Source organism: Halosimplex litoreum (genome assembly GCF_016065055.1).
Classification (GTDB): domain Archaea; phylum Halobacteriota; class Halobacteria; order Halobacteriales; family Haloarculaceae; genus Halosimplex; species Halosimplex litoreum.
Genome location: NZ_CP065856.1, coordinates 4,099,293 through 4,115,621 on the forward strand (window position 1 = coordinate 4,099,293; position 16,329 = coordinate 4,115,621).

Annotated in this window: 20 protein-coding genes; 9 read left to right on the top strand and 11 right to left on the bottom strand. The window is 69.8% G+C overall.

From position 1 onward, the window contains the following. Positions 1 to 153: 153 nt before the first annotated feature. A complete protein-coding gene (locus I7X12_RS20180) occupies positions 154 to 1,659 on the top strand; it encodes an RtcB family protein (protein WP_198061793.1) in 1,506 nt (501 codons plus the stop codon). Between the two features lie 13 nt (positions 1,660 to 1,672). On the opposite strand, the gene I7X12_RS20185 is transcribed toward I7X12_RS20180, so the two are convergent. Beyond that, positions 1,673 to 2,161 carry a type IV pilin N-terminal domain-containing protein gene (locus tag I7X12_RS20185; RefSeq protein ID WP_198061794.1) on the bottom strand — a complete coding sequence of 163 codons (489 nt, stop codon included), beginning with the start codon at positions 2,159 to 2,161 and terminating at the stop codon, positions 1,673 to 1,675. A 178-nt stretch (positions 2,162 to 2,339) separates the two neighbouring features. Between I7X12_RS20185 and I7X12_RS20190 the strand changes: the two genes are divergently transcribed. After that, the gene (locus I7X12_RS20190; RefSeq protein WP_198061795.1) at positions 2,340 to 3,191 is read left to right on the top strand and encodes a translation initiation factor eIF-2B; all 852 of its coding nucleotides are present in this window, start codon (positions 2,340 to 2,342) and stop codon (positions 3,189 to 3,191) included. Positions 3,192 to 3,236: 45 nt separating this feature from the next. Here I7X12_RS20190 and I7X12_RS20195 read toward each other — a convergent pair whose 3' ends face one another. Continuing rightward, complete coding sequence (locus I7X12_RS20195) at positions 3,237 to 3,995, bottom strand: proteasome assembly chaperone family protein (protein ID WP_198061796.1); 759 nt, start codon at positions 3,993 to 3,995, stop codon at positions 3,237 to 3,239. Between the two features lie 164 nt (positions 3,996 to 4,159). On the opposite strand from I7X12_RS20195, the gene I7X12_RS20200 reads away from it, so the two are divergent. Then, positions 4,160 to 5,323, top strand: coding sequence for a mechanosensitive ion channel family protein (locus tag I7X12_RS20200; RefSeq protein ID WP_198061797.1), 1,164 nt, complete (start codon positions 4,160 to 4,162; stop codon positions 5,321 to 5,323). Between the two features lie 21 nt (positions 5,324 to 5,344). Here I7X12_RS20200 and I7X12_RS20205 read toward each other — a convergent pair whose 3' ends face one another. Both I7X12_RS20205 and I7X12_RS20210 read right to left on the bottom strand, forming a co-directional pair. Further along, on the bottom strand, positions 5,345 to 5,746 hold the full coding sequence (locus I7X12_RS20205; RefSeq protein WP_198061798.1) for a universal stress protein: 402 nt from the start codon (positions 5,744 to 5,746) through the stop codon (positions 5,345 to 5,347). 105 nt (positions 5,747 to 5,851) lie between these two features. Further along, positions 5,852 to 7,207 carry a bifunctional metallophosphatase/5'-nucleotidase gene (locus I7X12_RS20210; RefSeq protein WP_198061799.1) on the bottom strand — a complete coding sequence of 452 codons (1,356 nt, stop codon included), beginning with the start codon at positions 7,205 to 7,207 and terminating at the stop codon, positions 5,852 to 5,854. Between the two features lie 126 nt (positions 7,208 to 7,333). Between I7X12_RS20210 and I7X12_RS20215 the strand changes: the two genes are divergently transcribed. The 5 genes from I7X12_RS20215 (at position 7,334) to I7X12_RS20235 (ending at position 9,685) form a co-directional block, all read left to right on the top strand. Next, positions 7,334 to 7,573 carry a DUF5816 domain-containing protein gene (locus I7X12_RS20215; RefSeq protein WP_135363358.1) on the top strand — a complete coding sequence of 80 codons (240 nt, stop codon included), beginning with the start codon at positions 7,334 to 7,336 and terminating at the stop codon, positions 7,571 to 7,573. 120 nt (positions 7,574 to 7,693) lie between these two features. After that, entirely contained in the window at positions 7,694 to 8,002 is a 309-nt protein-coding gene (locus I7X12_RS20220; RefSeq protein ID WP_198061800.1) for a DUF7116 family protein, read from the top strand. 87 nt (positions 8,003 to 8,089) lie between these two features. Further along, positions 8,090 to 8,728 carry a hypothetical protein gene (locus tag I7X12_RS20225; protein WP_198061801.1) on the top strand — a complete coding sequence of 213 codons (639 nt, stop codon included), beginning with the start codon at positions 8,090 to 8,092 and terminating at the stop codon, positions 8,726 to 8,728. Beyond that, positions 8,725 to 9,378, top strand: a complete 654-nt coding sequence (locus I7X12_RS20230; RefSeq protein ID WP_198061802.1) for a hypothetical protein — start codon at positions 8,725 to 8,727, stop codon at positions 9,376 to 9,378. Before I7X12_RS20225 ends, I7X12_RS20230 begins: the two co-directional genes overlap by 4 nt. Positions 9,379 to 9,484: 106 nt before the next feature. After that, entirely contained in the window at positions 9,485 to 9,685 is a 201-nt protein-coding gene (locus I7X12_RS20235; RefSeq protein ID WP_198061803.1) for a dodecin, read from the top strand. Here the strand turns inward: I7X12_RS20235 and I7X12_RS20240 are convergent. From I7X12_RS20240 to I7X12_RS20265, 6 genes are all read right to left on the bottom strand, one after another. Next, positions 9,682 to 10,053 (bottom strand): HesB/IscA family protein, encoded by a 372-nt coding sequence (locus tag I7X12_RS20240; protein WP_198061804.1) that lies wholly within the window; start codon positions 10,051 to 10,053, stop codon positions 9,682 to 9,684. The two genes, I7X12_RS20235 and I7X12_RS20240, sit on opposite strands and share 4 nt — an antisense overlap. A 90-nt stretch (positions 10,054 to 10,143) precedes the next feature. After that, complete coding sequence (locus I7X12_RS20245; RefSeq protein ID WP_198061805.1) at positions 10,144 to 10,647, bottom strand: GNAT family N-acetyltransferase; 504 nt, start codon at positions 10,645 to 10,647, stop codon at positions 10,144 to 10,146. Positions 10,648 to 10,728: 81 nt separating this feature from the next. Next, entirely contained in the window at positions 10,729 to 12,051 is a 1,323-nt protein-coding gene (gene hisD, locus I7X12_RS20250) for a histidinol dehydrogenase (protein ID WP_198061806.1), read from the bottom strand. Positions 12,052 to 12,165: 114 nt separating this feature from the next. Next, complete coding sequence (locus tag I7X12_RS20255; RefSeq protein WP_198061807.1) at positions 12,166 to 13,254, bottom strand: ArsR/SmtB family transcription factor; 1,089 nt, start codon at positions 13,252 to 13,254, stop codon at positions 12,166 to 12,168. 93 nt (positions 13,255 to 13,347) lie between these two features. Next, positions 13,348 to 14,565 (bottom strand): DnaJ domain-containing protein, encoded by a 1,218-nt coding sequence (locus tag I7X12_RS20260; RefSeq protein ID WP_198061808.1) that lies wholly within the window; start codon positions 14,563 to 14,565, stop codon positions 13,348 to 13,350. Between the two features lie 117 nt (positions 14,566 to 14,682). Beyond that, positions 14,683 to 14,874 (bottom strand): hypothetical protein, encoded by a 192-nt coding sequence (locus tag I7X12_RS20265; protein ID WP_198061809.1) that lies wholly within the window; start codon positions 14,872 to 14,874, stop codon positions 14,683 to 14,685. 184 nt (positions 14,875 to 15,058) lie between these two features. On the opposite strand from I7X12_RS20265, the gene I7X12_RS20270 reads away from it, so the two are divergent. After that, complete coding sequence (locus I7X12_RS20270) at positions 15,059 to 15,898, top strand: CPBP family intramembrane glutamic endopeptidase (protein WP_198061810.1); 840 nt, start codon at positions 15,059 to 15,061, stop codon at positions 15,896 to 15,898. 12 nt (positions 15,899 to 15,910) lie between these two features. Here the strand turns inward: I7X12_RS20270 and I7X12_RS20275 are convergent, their stop codons facing one another. Then, positions 15,911 to 16,303 (bottom strand): hypothetical protein, encoded by a 393-nt coding sequence (locus I7X12_RS20275; protein ID WP_198061811.1) that lies wholly within the window; start codon positions 16,301 to 16,303, stop codon positions 15,911 to 15,913. Positions 16,304 to 16,329 lie beyond the last annotated feature (26 nt).

Here is a 16,329-nt window from a genome sequence, read left to right on the forward strand (position 1 = left end):
CATCGGTTGCTGTCCCCGGTGAGGGCGGTTGCTGTCACTCGACTTCGTCTCGCCCCAGCACAACCAGAAACTCGCGATACATTCGCACATCGAATCGAACGCGCCTCACGGAACAGCGAAACCGCTTTCGGCGCGCCGGGCGGACACTCGGGCATGACCACCTACGACGCCGACGGCATCACCCTGGAGAAGGTCAGGGACTACGTCTGGGAGATCCCGCAGGAGGGCGACATGAACGTCCCCGCGCGCGTGCTCGCCAGCGAGGAGTTGCTCGACGAGATCAGCGAGGACAAGACGCTCCAGCAGCTCAAGAACGCGACGCATCTGCCCGGACTCCACAAGTACGCCGTCTGCATGCCCGACGGCCACCAGGGCTACGGCTTCCCGGTCGGCGGCGTCGCCGGCATCGACACGGAGGAGGGCTGTATCTCGCCCGGAGCGATCGGCTACGACATCAATTGCGGCGTTCGCATGATGACGACGAACCTCACCTACGACGACCTGCGGGGTCGCGAGGAGGAACTCGTCGACGCGCTGTTCGCGAACGTCCCGTCGGGGCTGGGCGGCGGCGGCGTCTACGAGGGGTCGATGGACGACGTGGAGGCCATCCTCGACCGCGGCATGGAGTGGGCCTTGGAGGAGGGCTTTGCCGTCCCCGAGGACCTCGAGCACTGCGAGGACGAGGGCGTTCGCCACGATTCGGACCCGAGCAAGGTCTCGAAGAAGGCCAAGGACCGCGGGAAGAACCAGGTGGGGAGCCTCGGCAGCGGCAACCACTTCCTGGAGGTCCAGCGCGTGACGGACGTGTATCGCGAGGACGTGGCCGCCGAGTTCGGGCTCGCCGAGGATCAGGTCGTCGTCCTCATCCACTGCGGCTCGCGCGGACTGGGCCACCAGGTCTGTACCGACTACCTGCGCGAGATCGAACAGGCTCACTCGGGGCTGCTCTCGGAGTTGCCCGACAAGGAGCTGGCGGCGGCGCCCGCGGGCTCGCAGCTGGCCGAGGACTACTACGGCGCGATGTGTGCGGCGATCAACTTCGCGTGGGTGAACCGCCAGCTCATCATGCACCGGACTCGTGAGGTCTTCGAGAAGGTGTTCGATCGGTCGTGGCAGGACATGGAGATGGATCTCCTGTACGACGTGGCTCACAACATCGGCAAGAAGGAGGTCCACGAAGTGGGCGTCGACCCGGAGGGGCGACGGGCCGGAGACGGCGACGCCGTCGACAGCGAGGAGCGCGAGGTGTACGTCCACCGGAAGGGCGCGACGCGTGCGTTCCCGGCCGGCCGGGAAGAGGTGCCGCCGGCGTACCGCGACGTCGGTCAGCCGATCCTGCTCCCTGGGAGCATGGGCGCCGGGAGCTACGTTCTCAGGGGCGGCGAGCGGTCGCTGACGGAGACGTTCGGCTCGACGGCCCACGGCGCCGGGCGGCTGATGAGTCGGACGCAGGCCAAACAGGAGTTCTGGGGCGGCGACGTACAGGACGACCTGCGCGAGGGCGAGCAGATCTACGTCAAGGCCCAGAGCGGCGCGACCGTCGCCGAGGAGGCGCCGGGCGTCTACAAGGACGTCGACGAGGTCGTCCGGGTCTCGGACGCGCTGGGCATCGGCGACCGCGTCGCGCGGACGTTCCCGGTCTGTAACATCAAAGGGTAGCCGGGGAGTGCGGTCAGACGGTTCCGGTCCAGCGGTCGAGCACCGTCTCGTTGCCGGTCGGCGGCGCGTGGACGATGGAGATGTTCGCCCCGGACGTGACCTCTCGACCGTAGGCGTTCTGGTCGCTCAGCTGCACGGACGCACCCGGGGCCACGGTCCCGTTCGGACCGATACTGGCGAGTTCGTGCCACCGCACGTCGGTACCCTGCCCTCGGAACGTGAGGTTCGAGGCCGTGAAGTTGTCCCCGCGGTCGTACGTGGTGATGAGGACCGACGCGTCGCTGATGTACCGGAACGAGAAGTTCGCGTTCGGGCCGGGACCGTCCGCGGTCGTGCCGACGAGCACGTACAGCCCGACCGATCCCGTCACGAGCAGCGTGATCCCGACCAGGATCGCGACGCCGGCGAACTCCGAGACGCCGCGGTCGTTCGCGCCTCGCCCGCCGGATCGGTCGCTCGCCGCGCGGTCGGTCCGCCCACGGTTCCCGTCGCCACCGGCCATGTGCTCGTGCTAGCGGAGGCCGATACTAAACCAGCTTCGGCGGGAGTATCAGAATCGATAGAACGAGGCTGCGCGCCGGGGACCGAAATAGGTGGTCGTCCGGGAGCGAGGCGCCCCGTCCTGTCGGGTGCGATCGGCAGGGGGAAAGCCTTTGAGCGCGAGCGGCGACGGTCCTAGCATGATAGACGAGACGGTCGAAGAGATCGCGGACATGCAGACGCACAGTTCGTCCGTCGTCGCGGTGAAGGCGGCCGAGGCGTTGCTCGCGCTCACCGAGCGGGAGTACCCGACCGTCGAGGAGTACGTCCGGACGCTCGAGCGGAACAGCCACGCGCTCCGGCGGGCGAACCCCTCTCACGCCTCCCTGCAGACGACCCAGCGGGAGATCCTCTCGACCGTCGAGGAGGCCGACGCCGACTCGGTCGACGCGGCGAAAGCGGCCACCCGAGACGCCGTCGAGTCGGTCGTCGACCGCGTCCAGTCGGCCAAAGAGCGGGCCGCGGAGCGGGCCGTCGAGTACGTCGAAGACGGGACGACGCTGTTGACCCACGACTACTCCTCGACCGTCCTCGAAGCGATCGAGCGAACCGTCGCCGCGGGCGCCGAGCTCGAGGTGTACTGCACCGAGGCGCGACCGCGCTACCTCGGACGGAAGATGGTGCGCACGCTGGCCGACCTCGACGGCGTCGAGGCCCACCTGATCGTCGACGGCGCGGGCGGCCACTTCCTCCCGGAGATCGACCAGGTCGTCGTCGGGATGGACTGCATCGTCGAAGACACCCTGTACAACCGGATCGGTACCTACCCACTGGCGGCGACCGCGCACGACTCGGGCGTGCCCGTCCGCGTCGTCGGCGCCGAAGCGAAGGTCGTCACCGGCGGGTTCGCCTTCGAGAACGAGCACCGCTCGGTCAGCGAAGTGATCCGCGAACCCGCCGACGGGTTCGCCGTCGAGAACCCCGCCTACGACGCGACGCCCACGCGCCTGCTCGACGCCGCGATCACCGACGAGCAGGTCCACGAGTTCTGAGAACCGGCGCCGGGTTGGCGGGACCGTGGTGTCGTCTCTCGTCGGTCACATGTACATCCGGTCGTCCGGCTGCTGGTCCTCGCGAGCCCGTTCGACGCGCGCGGCCAGGTCCCGATAGTGACGCTGTACGTCGGCCGCGAACGACTCCATCGGACCGGTGTCGATCCCCAGGTCGTAGACGTCGTCGACGGTCTCGACGAGTCGCAGGGCGGCCTCGGCGTCGGGTGCCTGAGCGTGGACCGGCGTCGCGTAGACACAGGCACGGAGCGGGGAGTCGATCCCGCGGGCGAGGAGACTGGCCTTGACACCGTCGGTGAGCCCGGCCGCCATCGGCGGTACGCCCGCGTCGGCGAGGCGCGCGCGCCGGTAGTCCTCGGTCGCGACGTAGAACGTCCGGTGGTCCCTTTCGGCGTGGGGCATCTGGACGCCCGAGAGGACGACCGTCTCCGGCACGTCCGCCCGCTCGGCCCACGAGAGCAGGGCGTCGGTGAACGACCGCGCCGCGGTCACCGGGACGAACTGCTCGCTCACGAGGACGACGACGGGGACGGACTCGGCGGTGAACAGCCGTACCGGGTGGCGGGGGGTGCCGTCGTCGAACGGTGTGATCGTCGGGAGGTCCCGCGTCGTCACGTACCCCGTCGGTTCCAGGTCCAACGCTTCGACCAGGTAGTCCGCGGCGGTCAGCCCCGCGAGGGCGAACTCGGAGAAGCCCGCGATCAGCGTCTCCGCCTCGGGGTCGTCGGCCTCGTGGATCTCGAACGTCGCGTTCGTGGCGTTCTCGGTGGCCGCCTGTCGGTCCATACGTGGGATACGGCGACCGGTCACAAGTCCGTTTCCGCACCTCTCCGAGCGTGCCGGACTCCGGCGGGGGACGACCGAGACGCGGTCGAACGACGCCCGGAATCGCCGACGCTCGGACTGCCCGTGACACAACCCTTTTTGCTGGGTGCGATTGACACCATGCCATGGTCCAGTGGGCGCGGGCGCTGTCGGGCGCGGTCGGACAGACGGCGACGCCCTCGGGCACGACCGCGACGCCCTCGGGCACGACCGCGACGGCGGACGGTAACACGACGGACCTCTCGTGGCTTCCCGACTGGATAGTGCGGATCCTCGACGCCACGCCGGTACCGGTGATACAGCTCGTCCAGTCGCTGGTCGTCGTCGCGTTCGCGTATCTCCTCTCGCAGTTGCTCGTCAAACTGCTCGGGCGGCGGATCGCCCGTCGGTTCCGCCGACCGAGTCTCACCCGGACGGCCCTCAGAGGGATCCGGGGGATCGTCTTCCTGTTCGCGGCGCTGACTATCATGGGCATCTACGGGTACGAGCTGTCCGACCTCACGCTCTCGGTCGCCGTCTTCTCGGCGGTGATCGGTGTCATCCTCGCGCCGATCGTCGGGAGCATCGTCGGCGGCGTCTTCCTGCTGGCCGACCAGCCCTACGAGATCGGCGACATGATCGAACTCGCCGACCGCGACCAGCGGGCGTTCGTCGAGGACATCACGCTGCGATACACCAAGGTATTCACGCTCGACAACACGTTCATCGTCATCCCGAACGGGACGATGCGCGAGCGCGACGTGGTCAACTACTCCGCCGAGGACACCCGAACCCGCCAGTCACTCGACATCCTGATCACCTACGAGAGCGACGTGGCCCGCGCCCGCCAGCTCGCGGAGGAGGCGGCCAGGGACCTGGACGACGTCGTGGGCGGCGGGCCGGCGATCCGGGTCGGTGCCGCCCGTTACCCCGCGGGGCCGACCTGCTACATCGACGCCTTCGGCGACCACGGGATCAACCTCCGGTTGCGCTACTGGGTGGAAGAACCGTACTGGCTGCTGCGAGTCCGCTCGAAGATCCAGACCGCGTTCGGCGAGGCCGTCGCCGACGAAGACGTGGAGATCGCCTACCCCCACCAACACCTCGTCTTCGACGAGACCAGCGGCGAGATGCAGGTCGGCGTCGCCGACCGACCGTCCGGACAGCGACCACCGGGGGACCCGCCGACCGACGACCGTCCGCGGCGTCCGGACCGCGGACCGGCCGACACGAGCGGGTCCGTCGAACCGCGGGACCGACCCGACGATCCGTCGGCCGGCGGAGACGGACCCGAGGACGAGCGACAGTGACGCGGGCCCCGCGGGCGGCGGTCAGCGTTCGGCGGTGACCACGTCGCAGTCCAGCTCCTCGCGCAGGAACGTCTCGATGTCGGGGTCGTCGACCAGTCGGCGGATCATCCGCCGCCAGCGGCCGGCCTGTTTCTTGCCGATGACGACGATATCGGCGTTCTCGGCGACGATCTCGTCGAGCAGCGTCTCCTCGACGAGCAGCCCCTGACGGACGACGTAGCGGGTGTCGGGTAACCGGCCGAACTCGCGCTCGACGGCGTCTTTCAGGTCGCGTCGGGTCGGCTTGTGGTTGTCCTGGTACTGGTTGACGTGGAGCACGGAGAGCTGACCGCCGCGCTCCTCGACGATCTCGATGGCCCGGGAGAGCGTCGCCTTAGAGTGTTCCGAGAGCGGGTAGCGGACCGGGACGACGACCTGCGTCATCGACAGAGGGTTCTCGGCCCCGCGGCCTGAACCTTTCCATTGGGCTCGCCGGCTCGGTCGGTCCCCGCTGTCGGCGTCCGCCGACTGGTCACGCCGTGCAGGCGCTCACTCGGCGGCGACCGCGTCGGGGATCCGCCCCTCTAGGCGCGCGTCGATACCGGTCTCGCGGGCGTACTCGACGACGACCTCGTACTGGAGGGCGTAGCGCTCGACCGCGTGTGCCTCCGTCAGCGTCGGGAACTCCAGGTCGGTGATCAGGAGGTAGTTCGGGACCGCGAGCGTGTAGCGTTCGTCGCCGGCGACCCGGTCGCCGCCGACGTACGGTTCGTAGCCGCCGTTCTCGGCGGCGACGCGCATGCCGCTGACGTGGCCGTACCAGTAGTCGGACAGCCCGTCGACGGCGCGGCCGTCGGCCTCGGCGACGACCGACCGGAGCTCCCGCCCGGTGACCGAGGCGACGACGACGGGCTCCTCGAACGGGCTGACGCTCACTAGGTCACCGACGGTCACGTCGCCGGAGAGGGCCGGCCCCTCCCGGATCCCCCCGCCGTTCTGGAGCGCCGCGTCGGCGCCGGTCTTCCAGCGGTAGGCGTCGGCGACGAAGTTGCCCAGCCGCCACTCGCCGCCGAGTCGTCGCTCGCGGTCCCGCGAGATCGGTTCGTCGACGTGTGCGACCACCTCGTCGAGGTCGTTCGCCGCGACCCGCTCGCGGAGCGCGGCCGCGACGGCGGAGTCGGGCTCGGCCGTCGCGGTCTCGTGGCAGGCCACCGCTCCGGTATCGAGGTCGACCTCGTAGACGTACGCCCCGGTCGCGCCCGGGCGGGTAAAGGGCGTGCCGTCGATGGCGGTCGCGTGCTGGTGGTGGGAGTGGCCCGCGAGCACGGCGTCGACCCCGGTGTCGGCGGCGATAGCTCGGGCGTCGTCGTCGTCGGTGTGGGCGAGGGCAACGACGTAGTCGGCGCCCGCCTCGCGGAGTCGCGGGGCCTCCCGGGCCACTGCGTCGACGGGATCACCGAACTCCAGCGCGTCGGTACCGGGCGTCATCTCCGTGGTCGCGGGGTCGAGAACGCCGACGATACCGACCGTCGCGTCGGCCACGTCGACGATGGTGTTCGACTCGATACCCACACCGGCGCCGAACCGCTCGCCGTCGAGGGCGACGTTCGCGAGCGTCCACCGCTGTGGGGAGTCGGCGACCACGCTCCGAAGGGCGTCGAAGCCGTGGTCGAAGTCGTGGTTCCCGACGGTCTCGACGTGGGGCTCGACCGCCTCGAAAAAGTCCAGCGACTGGTGACCTTCGGTGACCAACGAGAGGACGCCCGGTCCCGTGTCGTCGCCCGAGCCCGCGACGAGCGCGTCGGGCCCGCGCCGGTCGGCGAGCAGGCCCGCGACGCGGGCGACCCGTTCGGGCGTGTCGTAGGCGTTCTCGATGTCCGAATAGTGGAGGAGGCGGGGCGACATCCGTCGGATCGTGGTCTCCGCGGGCCATATCGTCTTCGGTGGCCCGGCGGTCGGTCACGCGCCGACCGCCCGGCCGCACCTGCCACGGACGGAAGGACTTTGGGCGGCGTGGCCGTCTTTCCCCACATGGAGACGAAGACCGGTCCCGACGCGGAGACGCTGTACGTCGACACCGAGGACGCCGAGCGCGGGGCGGAGGGCCCCTTCTTCGTCGTCTACCGGACGCCCGACCGCGAGCGCCGCTGGGGCTACTTCTGCGGCAACTGCGACTCGTTCCGGACGGCGATGGACTCGATGGGACGGATCAAGTGCAACGACTGCGGCAACCTCAAGAAACCCGACGAGTGGGACGCCGCCCACGAGTGACGGCAGCCGACGCTCGCCTTCCGTAATACGCCGCTACCGGCCGATAGGACCGCGTTCGCGTTCCCGGAGCCCGTGAACCGTAGGAAGGTTTATATCTGGTCCCGCGGTATCGGAACACGAATGAGGGCTGTTACCAAGCACCTCGACGAGAAGGCCCGGTCGATCTTCGCAGACCTCGGATACACGGTGACCGACAGCGGCGGCGAGTACCTGGCCGAGCGCAAGTGGCGCAGCGTCCACGTCACACCGGCCGAAGAGTTCGACGAGGCACCGGCTTCCGGGGAGTACCGGTGTTTCGTCGCGTGGTCCGACGACGTACCGGACCTCGAGCGCCGGCTCGAAGCGGCCGACCCGGACTACGAGTGGGCGATCATGGGTGTCGACGAGGACGGCGACTACGAGGTCGCCTGCCACCGCAACGCGGCCTGACGGGCCGCCCAATTGCTGTTTTCATTTCACTCCCGACCCTGGAGAGCCGTCAGCGTTTCAACGGTGGGGTCGCATCAGGCAATACGAATGGCACAGAGGGATCTCGGTGAACTGCTGACGGATACGCGGATCAACGCCGGCGTCGGCTGGGCGCTCGTCGCCGTCTTCGGACTGGTGACCGTCGAGAGCGCGCTGGGTGGTGATTACCTGTGGGCTGCGTTCGCCGCGACGGTCGGCCTCGTCGTGGCGCTGCCCGCGCTCGCGCGGGGCAACCCACGCGCGATGGCGCCCGCCGAAGTCGTCTTGCTCGCGGGCCTGCCGGTCGTCGGCCGGGCCGTCGCGACGCTGCAGGTGACCAGCACGGTCGCGGTCTACCTCTCGATCGCCGCGTTCGCGCTGCTGGTGGCCGTGAACCTCCACCTGTTCACGCCGGTCGAGATGAGCGTCGGCTTCGCCGTCCTGTTCGTCGTCGTCACCACGCTGGCCGCCGCGGGACTGTGGGCGCTCGCTCGCTGGGGCTCGGACGTCCACCTCGGGACGACGCTACTACTCGACCCCGGCCCGGACGGCGTCCTCACCGATCCCGACCTCGAAGCGATCGAACACGAACTGATGGTCGAGTTCGTCGGCTCCGGGATCGCCGGACTGGTCGCCGGGCTCGTCTTTCAGGTGTACGTCCGGCGCCGAGCGACCGTCGTCGACAGAGTCGAGGGGGGTGCGGTATGAGGCTCCGCGACCGCCTCGGGGTCTCGACGCGACGCCAGCGCCAGCTCACGTGGCTGATGGAGCTGGTGATGCTCGGGGTCTTCCTCGTCGGCGTCTGGGAGACGAACGTGAAGATCATCGCCAACGCCGGCGTCGCGCTGCTGATCGCACAGCTGGTGCCGGTGCTGGAACGCGACTACGGCGTCCCGCTCGACGCCGGACTGACGCTGTGGATCACCAGCGCCGTCTTCCTCCACGCTTTCGGGACGATCGGCACCGGTCAGGAGAGTTTCTACGCCTCCGTCTGGTGGTGGGACCACATGACCCACGCCCTGTCGTCGTCCGTGGTCGCCGGCGTCGGCTACGCGACCGTCCGCGCGCTCGACGAACACTCCGACACCGTCAGCCTCCCGCCCCGGTTCGTCTTCGTCTTCATCCTCCTGTTCACCCTCGCGTACGGCGTCTTCTGGGAGATCATCGAGTTCACGATCGGCGTGGTCGCGTCGATAGCCGGGACCGAGACGATCCTGACCCAGTACGGGCTCACCGACTCGCTGTGGGACCTCATCTACAACACGCTCGGCGCCGTCGTCGTCGCCACCTGGGGTACCGCCCACCTCAACGACATCACCCGCTACATCCGGGACCGACTCGAGCAGCGAGCGGCCTGAGCGACCCCGACCGCCCGTGGTCGACCACGGCGCCCGCGGACGCGACCGCCGTGACGCTGTCGCCCGGACGAAGTTTTTGTACCGTGCGACCGTACCACACGGCGCGATGGTGTTCAAGAAGATAACGCTGATCGGAACCAGTACCGAGAGCTTCGACAAGGCCGTCGACGACGCGGTCGGGCGCGCCGAGGAGACCTTGCAGAACGTCAAGTGGGTCGAGGTCGAGGAGATGGGCGTCGAGATCGCGAGCGTCGAGAACCGGGAGTACCAGGCCGAGGTCGAGGTGGCGTTCGAACTGGAAGACTAGGTGCGGAAGCTCTCGCCGCACCCGCACTCGCTGACGACGTTGGGGTTCTCGACGTGGAACCCCTCGCCCTGTAACCCACCGTCGAAGTCCAGCACCGACCCCTCGACGTAGTCGATGCTGGCCGGGTCGACGAACACGCGCAGGTCGTGGTGTTCGTGGACGGTGTCGTCGTCGTCGGGTTCGAACTCGAAGCGCATCCCGTAGGACAGCCCCGCGCAGCCGCCCTGCTGGACGAACAGGCGCAGCCCCGCCACGTCGGTGTCCATGTCCTCGTCGTCCAGCAGCGAGACGGCCTCCTCGGCGGCCGCCTCCGTGACCTCGATACCCTCGCCGCCCGGGTCGGGGTCGGCCTCCGTCGTGGAACTCATACCCGTGGGTTCCGTCCCGAACGTGTTAACCCTGACGGCGATCGAACCTCGTGGTGGTCTCCGCCGGCCCCGCATCCACGATTCGCCCCACTACAGGCGCTTCCGGAAGACGTACTCGGTCGCGGTCGTGCCCTCGAAGTCGGTCTCCTGCTCGTCGACGCGCTCGAAGCCGACGGCCTCGTAGAAGGCGGTCCCGCGGTCGTTGCCGGCCAGCACCTCCGCTTCGTAGCCGTTCACGTCGCGGTCGTACAGCGCCTGCTCGACCTCCGCGACGAGGTTCCGGGCGATCCCCTGGCGCCAGTGGTCGGGGTCGACGTAGAGCCGATACACCTGGTGGACCCGCCGGGGCGGGTGCGGGCCGGCGTGCGCGTAGCCGACGACCTCGCCGTCGACCGTGGCGACGAAGAAATCCTGGGCCTCGTGTTCGACGCCGGCCTCGATGGCGTCGTCGCCGTACCACTCGTCGAGCATCGTCTCGACCGTCTCCGCGCCGAGGATATCGTCGTAGGCGGCGTGCCACGCGTCGTCGGCGACCCGCTGGATGGCGGCCACGTCGCCGACGTTCGCCGGCCGGTAGCGTACGTCCCCTGTCATGCACGACCGAACGACGCTATCGCAGAAAGACCTGACGACCCGCGTCGCAGCCACGGTTCCGACTGCCCGGGTAGGACGAGACTACTCTCCGGAGCCCTCCGCGTCGGTGGCTTCGCTCGTGCCAGTGGCCTCGTCCGCGTCGAACCGTGCGTCGACGCTGTGTGCGTGGGCCTCCAGCCCCTCGGCGTTCGCCAGGGTCGTCACGGTGTCGCGCAGGTCGCCCAGCGAGTCCTCGGAGAGCCGTTGAACGGTCGTCGACCGCAGGAAGGTGTCGACCGAGAGCCCGCCGGTGACGCGGGCCTTGCCGTTGGTCGGGAGAACGTGGTTGGTGCCCGTCGCGTAGTCGCCGGCGGCGACCGGGCTGTAGGAGCCGAGGAAGGCGCTGCCGGCGCTGGGGATGCGGTCGAGCAGCGCCTCGGCGTCGTCGGCCTGGATCGAGAGGTGCTCGGGGGCGTACTCCTCGGCGAACAGCACCGCCTCGGGCATCGACCGCGCGAGGAAGACGCCGCTGGCGTCGTTGTCGAGCGCCGCCCGGACCGTCTCCTCGCGGTCGCGGCCCGCGGCGTGGTCGTCGACGGCCGCCGCCACGGCCTCGGCGGTCGCCTCGTCGTCGGTGACGGCGACGACGGAACTCGTCTCGCCGTGTTCGGCCTGGGCGACCAGATCCGCCGCCACGAGCGACGGGTCGGCCGTCCCGTCGGCGACGACGAGCACCTCGCTCGGCCCGGCGAGGAAGTCTATCTCGACGTCGCCCCGGACTTCGGCCTTGGCGGCGGTGACCCACTGGTTGCCGGGGCCGACGACCTTCTGGACGGCGGTTATCGTCTCGGTACCGTAGGCGAGCGCGGCGACGGCCTGCGCACCGCCGACCTGGTAGACGGCGTCGGCGCCGGCGATGTCGGCGGCCGCCAGCGTCACCGGGTTGATCTCCTCGGCGGGCGGCGTCGCGACGGCGACGTGTTCGACGCCCGCGACGACCGCCGGGATCACGCCCATCAGGACGCTGGAGGGGTAGGCGGCGGTCCCGCCGGGGGCGTAGACGCCGACGGTGTCGAGCGGTCGGAAGCGCCGGCCGAGTTCGCGCCCCTCGAAGTCCTCGGTCCAGTCCTCGGGCAGCTGTCGCTCGTGGAACGCGCGGACGTTGGCCGCCGCGTCCTCGATGGCCGCGCGGGTCTCCTCGTCGATCGCCTCGGTCGCGCGCTCGAGGCGGTCGGTCACGTCGACGTTGCCGACCTCGACACCGTCGATCTCACGCGAGAGTTCCCGGAGCGCGGCGTCGCCCTCGGAGCGCACGCGACCGACGATATCGCGGGCGTCGTCGCGGACGGCGTCGACCCCTGCGTCGCGGTCGAACAGTGCCGCCCGCTCGCCGGGGTCCAGCGCGTCCACTCGTCGTACGTTCATGCCGGGTCCTTGCCGCGACTGGCTCATACGACTTGCTATCGCGGCCGGACGACGCCGACCGGTGGCGTCGAAGCGATCACCGGGGGCGCCCGTGCGACGGGACCCCCCGCGGCCTCACCCCTGGACGTACCACCAGGCGGTGACGACGAGGAGCATGAACAGCCCGCCGAGGAAAAAGGCGAACGCGGGGTCGGCCAGCAGTGAGTCACCGCTCCCGGCGACCTGACGGGCGCCGTCGACCGTCCCCGCCGGGACCTGCGTGGCGGTGTCGAGCGTGATCGTCCCCGAGTCCATGCCCGTCTCGGTCGGCGTCGGCGAAGGGGGATCCGTCGTCGTGGGCGTGGGCTGGGGCGTCGCGGTCGGTGTCGGTGCGGCCGTGGGCGAGGGTGTCGCGGCCGGCGTGGGGGTCGACGCCGGCGTCGGAGCAGGCGTCCCGGCCGGCGTCGCCGTGACCGACGGGGCCTCGGTCGCGGTCGGCGTCGCCTGCGTCGCTGTCGCCGGTTCCGGCGTCGGGCTCGCGGTAGCTCCTCCCGCGTCCGTCGCCGTGTCCGCGCCGCCGAAGATGCCGATATCCCCGCTTTCGGTCGTCGTCGCCGTCGCCGTGTCGGTCCCCGGTTCCGACACGGTACCGCCACCGTCACCGCCCGAAGCGCCGGCGTCTGCGCCGTCGCCGCCAGTCTCGCTATCGCCGCCGCCGGCCCCGCGCTCGTCGCCCGATTGCGAACTCGCTCCGAACGAGACGCCGTAGTCGCCGAGGTCCGCACCGGACTCGCCGAACAGCCGCCGCACCGCGAGGCTCGCGACGGCGAGCAGCCCGACCGAACCCAGCAGGCGCGTCAGCGCCGTCTTCAGTCGCGAGCGGTCGTGTTCCTGCCCCGCGAAGAGGACGAGCGCCTCGCTGGCCGGCGCGTAGATGGTCATCTCCGTGCCCTTCTCGGAGTAGCCCTCGCCGGCGGGCTGGATAAGCTCCGCGTCCTCCAGCCGCTCGACGTGGTAGTGGACGTTCTGCAGCGACGTTCCCACCTCGTCGCGGATCTCCGGCGGCGTCTTCGGCTCCTCGTACAGCGTCGCCAGGATTGTCCGCGCGGTGTCCGACGAGAGCGCCGACAGCGCCGCCTCGGTCGCCTCGTCGTCGAGGTCGAGGACTCGTGGCTCGTCGGGCGTCCGTGTCGGCTCCGACTTGAACGGCAGCAGACGACCCATTGGTCTAGCACAGATGGCCGACCATAATGGGTTTTCCCAAAAGACAAAAACTCGTTTGAAGCTCGAATCGCGCCCAGAGGCGCCCAGTCGGCCCTATCGGTAGAGCCGTGAGAGTATGTGTAACGACGACAGAACCACCGCCAGCCCCACTTCACCGATCAGCACGAACAGCAGCGCGACAGACCGCTCGGCGGGCGCCAAGACGACCGCGTAGACGTACCAGCCGGTCCCGACCGCCAGCGAGAGGAACAGTGCGTGGACCAGGATCCACGGCCCGAGACGGCGACACACGGCGAACGCGCGGCGGGTCACCGGATTCGACGACCGCCCCACGCTCGGACTGTCCGCCGCGACCCCCCAGAAGCTGGTCGTGGCGTAGGAACCCGTCGACGACCGCTGGGTCCGTCCCGTCCGGTCGGTCGCCGTCCCGCCGTTCGCGCGGCGACGCCGTCGGCCGGCGGTCTCCGACGCTGCTCCCGCCTCCGCTGTCCTCGCCTCCGTCCTCCCCGACGCGTTGCGGTCGGTCGCCGTCCTCGACGCCGTCGCGTCGGAACCGGCCGTCTGGGTGTCGTCGCCGTCCCGTTCCTCGTCACCGCTCGACGGTTCCTCACCCGCCGAGCGACCACCGCCGTTCGATGCCGTGTCCTCGACGTTCGACGTTTCGCCACCACCGGACCCGACCGAACTCGAGGACCCGGGATCGACGCCCGAACCCCTCGATCGGTCGCTCACTGTCTCCTCCGTCGACCCGTCGCCGTCGTCGCCGGTACTCGACGCCGCGGCGCTACTCGACCGGGACGACCGCGATCGGCGGGCACCGTCGCTCCGCGTTCGCTCCCCCGTCCGCCGTCGACTCCGCCCACTCGACGACCGACGGCTCGTCCCCGTTCGTCCGGCCCACGTTCCGGTCGAACCGCTCCGGGACGAGCCGTCGGTCGCGTCGCGGGTTCGACTACGATCAGCCGCCGCGCCCCGCGAGCCAGTCGTCGCGTCCCGAGTGCCGTTCGCCCCGGGCGTCGAACCCCGAGACTGCGACGCGGTCGGTTCCGGCGACCGGTCGCTCGCCCACAGCGTCGAGTCGGCGTGCGAGTCTACGTACGCCCGGTGTCCGAGACGGTCGTACCTGGCGCGGTCGGCGGCGTCGAGGAGCGTCTCCTTGGCCGCGGTCAGGCGCTTGAAACGATCGGCGGCGTCGGGGTCTGAACTCACGTCCGGATGGTGTTCCTTGACGCGCTCGCGGTAGGCGGCGCGGATCGCTTCCTCGTCGGCGTCGGGTCCCACCCCGAGGACGCCGTAGAACGTCCTGCTCATACACCCAGTGTCTGCGTGACACGATTCTTTCGGCTTCGGCTATAAGATTGTACCGGAGCGACCGAACCCGTCGGCAAACTCGCACCGCTTCGCGCCTGGCTCCCCGGCCGTCGTTCGTCAGGACTCGGTCGGCCGACCACCGTCGGCCACCGCACGGCGCTCCGCCGTGGTCGTCCGACCGGTCTCGCCGAGTTCGGGGTGACAGTCCTCGCAGACCCAGGCGACCGTCCGGTGAGTCATGGTCTCCGTCCGCTCGCGTCGCCGCCACGCTCGAAATACGTCGTCGCCGCAGTGGTCACATTCTACCATCGTATCACATCGTGTGTGAGACGTTCACATATAGCTTGCCCTGAAACGAGTATGGACCCAGGGGAGGTCGTAAGATCTCCTTATACGTCCAGACGTGGCGAACCGTCGGTCGGTCCCCGGTCGTGAGAATCCTTCGGTGGGAGGGGATCGCTTTTGCCGTGGACGCCCCTACAGAGGGACGAGAATGGCAACGAGTGAGCGGTCTCCGCTTCGAACAGTCGTGGCGCTGGTCTCCGCCCTCGGCCTCGGCGGCGGCGGGCTGGCGTTCGGGTTCGTCCTCGCTTCCGTCGCGGCCGCCGTACTGACTCTCGGCCTCGGCGTCGAGATCTCGCCGGCGGCGGTGATCGTCCTGAGCCTCGTCTTCGTCCAGGGCGTGGGCTGTGCCGGCGTCGCGTTCGCGTATCTGAGACTACGGCCGGTCGTCGGACCGAAGGTCAGGTCCGTCGTCGGGCTCGACGGGGTACCGGGCCCGTTCGACATCGGCGTCGACCTGCCGGACCTGCGCGGCGTGGCCGTCGTCGTCGGCGGCTACGTCCTCGCGCTCGGCGCCGCCTTCACAGGGTCGATCCTCGTCACCCTCCTCCAGGTCGACACCGGCACCAACCAGGCCGCCGAGATCGGGATGCAGAACCCCGAGGTCCTGCTAATCTTGATCCCCGCGTCGATCCTGCTCATCGGTCCGGGCGAGGAACTGCTCTTCCGCGGCGTCGTCCAGGGGCGACTCCGCGAGGTCCTCGGCCCGGTCGCCGCGATCCTCCTCGCCAGCACCGTCTTCGCGTTCCTCCACTGGTTCGCGCTGACCGGCGGTTCGGCGGCGGGCAACTTCGTCGCGCTGGGCATCCTCGTCGGCCCTTCGCTCGTCTTCGGCGCGGCCTACGAACTCACCGACAACATCGTCGTCCCGTCGCTGATCCACGGGATCTACAACGCGACGCTGTTCTCGCTCCTCTACGTCGTGGTCGCGTTCGGCGACCAGCTGCCCGACCCACAGAACGCGACGGCAGCGGCGCTCGCGCTTCTCTGAGTGCCACCCGTGCTACAGCCTCGACAGCGCGAACAGCAACGGCGGATACACGCCCAGCACCGTCGCGCTGACCACGCCCACGAGCGCGGTCGCCCGGTCGGCGTCCGCGGCGACCCGACCGGTGTAGGTCGCGAACGCCGAGTAGAGCCCGACGACCGAGAGCGCCATCGTGGCGACTTCGCCCAGCGCTCCCCAACCGCCGACCGTCGCGAGCGCGTAGCCGAGCCCGACGAACAGCCCGCCGCTCAGGACGGCGAAGACGCCCGTCTCGAACACCGGCTCGGGCGGTTCCTCTTCGCCCTCCCGCGGCGGCGGCTCGTAGTGGCTGCGCGTGACGACCGCGACGGCGCTCGCCCCGAGTAGCGAGACGACCGCTATCGCCGCGGTCTGGGCGTCGACTGACATGGTGCTGGTGTTCGAAATCCCCCGTC

What these genes read in the sequence shown, in the direction of transcription:
- I7X12_RS20180 (WP_198061793.1), top strand. Translation starts at nt 154, where the DNA reads ATGACCACCTACGACGCCGACGGCATCACCCTGGAGAAGGTCAGGGAC.
- I7X12_RS20185 (WP_198061794.1), bottom strand. Translation starts at nt 2,161, where the DNA reads ATGGCCGGTGGCGACGGGAACCGTGGGCGGACCGACCGCGCGGCGAGC.
- I7X12_RS20190 (WP_198061795.1), top strand. Translation starts at nt 2,340, where the DNA reads ATGATAGACGAGACGGTCGAAGAGATCGCGGACATGCAGACGCACAGT.
- I7X12_RS20195 (WP_198061796.1), bottom strand. Translation starts at nt 3,995, where the DNA reads ATGGACCGACAGGCGGCCACCGAGAACGCCACGAACGCGACGTTCGAG.
- I7X12_RS20200 (WP_198061797.1), top strand. Translation starts at nt 4,160, where the DNA reads ATGGTCCAGTGGGCGCGGGCGCTGTCGGGCGCGGTCGGACAGACGGCG.
- I7X12_RS20205 (WP_198061798.1), bottom strand. Translation starts at nt 5,746, where the DNA reads ATGACGCAGGTCGTCGTCCCGGTCCGCTACCCGCTCTCGGAACACTCT.
- I7X12_RS20210 (WP_198061799.1), bottom strand. Translation starts at nt 7,207, where the DNA reads ATGTCGCCCCGCCTCCTCCACTATTCGGACATCGAGAACGCCTACGAC.
- I7X12_RS20215 (WP_135363358.1), top strand. Translation starts at nt 7,334, where the DNA reads ATGGAGACGAAGACCGGTCCCGACGCGGAGACGCTGTACGTCGACACC.
- I7X12_RS20220 (WP_198061800.1), top strand. Translation starts at nt 7,694, where the DNA reads ATGAGGGCTGTTACCAAGCACCTCGACGAGAAGGCCCGGTCGATCTTC.
- I7X12_RS20225 (WP_198061801.1), top strand. Translation starts at nt 8,090, where the DNA reads ATGGCACAGAGGGATCTCGGTGAACTGCTGACGGATACGCGGATCAAC.
- I7X12_RS20230 (WP_198061802.1), top strand. Translation starts at nt 8,725, where the DNA reads ATGAGGCTCCGCGACCGCCTCGGGGTCTCGACGCGACGCCAGCGCCAG.
- I7X12_RS20235 (WP_198061803.1), top strand. Translation starts at nt 9,485, where the DNA reads ATGGTGTTCAAGAAGATAACGCTGATCGGAACCAGTACCGAGAGCTTC.
- I7X12_RS20240 (WP_198061804.1), bottom strand. Translation starts at nt 10,053, where the DNA reads ATGAGTTCCACGACGGAGGCCGACCCCGACCCGGGCGGCGAGGGTATC.
- I7X12_RS20245 (WP_198061805.1), bottom strand. Translation starts at nt 10,647, where the DNA reads ATGACAGGGGACGTACGCTACCGGCCGGCGAACGTCGGCGACGTGGCC.
- hisD (WP_198061806.1), bottom strand. Translation starts at nt 12,051, where the DNA reads ATGAACGTACGACGAGTGGACGCGCTGGACCCCGGCGAGCGGGCGGCA.
- I7X12_RS20255 (WP_198061807.1), bottom strand. Translation starts at nt 13,254, where the DNA reads ATGGGTCGTCTGCTGCCGTTCAAGTCGGAGCCGACACGGACGCCCGAC.
- I7X12_RS20260 (WP_198061808.1), bottom strand. Translation starts at nt 14,565, where the DNA reads ATGAGCAGGACGTTCTACGGCGTCCTCGGGGTGGGACCCGACGCCGAC.
- I7X12_RS20265 (WP_198061809.1), bottom strand. Translation starts at nt 14,874, where the DNA reads ATGGTAGAATGTGACCACTGCGGCGACGACGTATTTCGAGCGTGGCGG.
- I7X12_RS20270 (WP_198061810.1), top strand. Translation starts at nt 15,059, where the DNA reads ATGGCAACGAGTGAGCGGTCTCCGCTTCGAACAGTCGTGGCGCTGGTC.
- I7X12_RS20275 (WP_198061811.1), bottom strand. Translation starts at nt 16,303, where the DNA reads ATGTCAGTCGACGCCCAGACCGCGGCGATAGCGGTCGTCTCGCTACTC.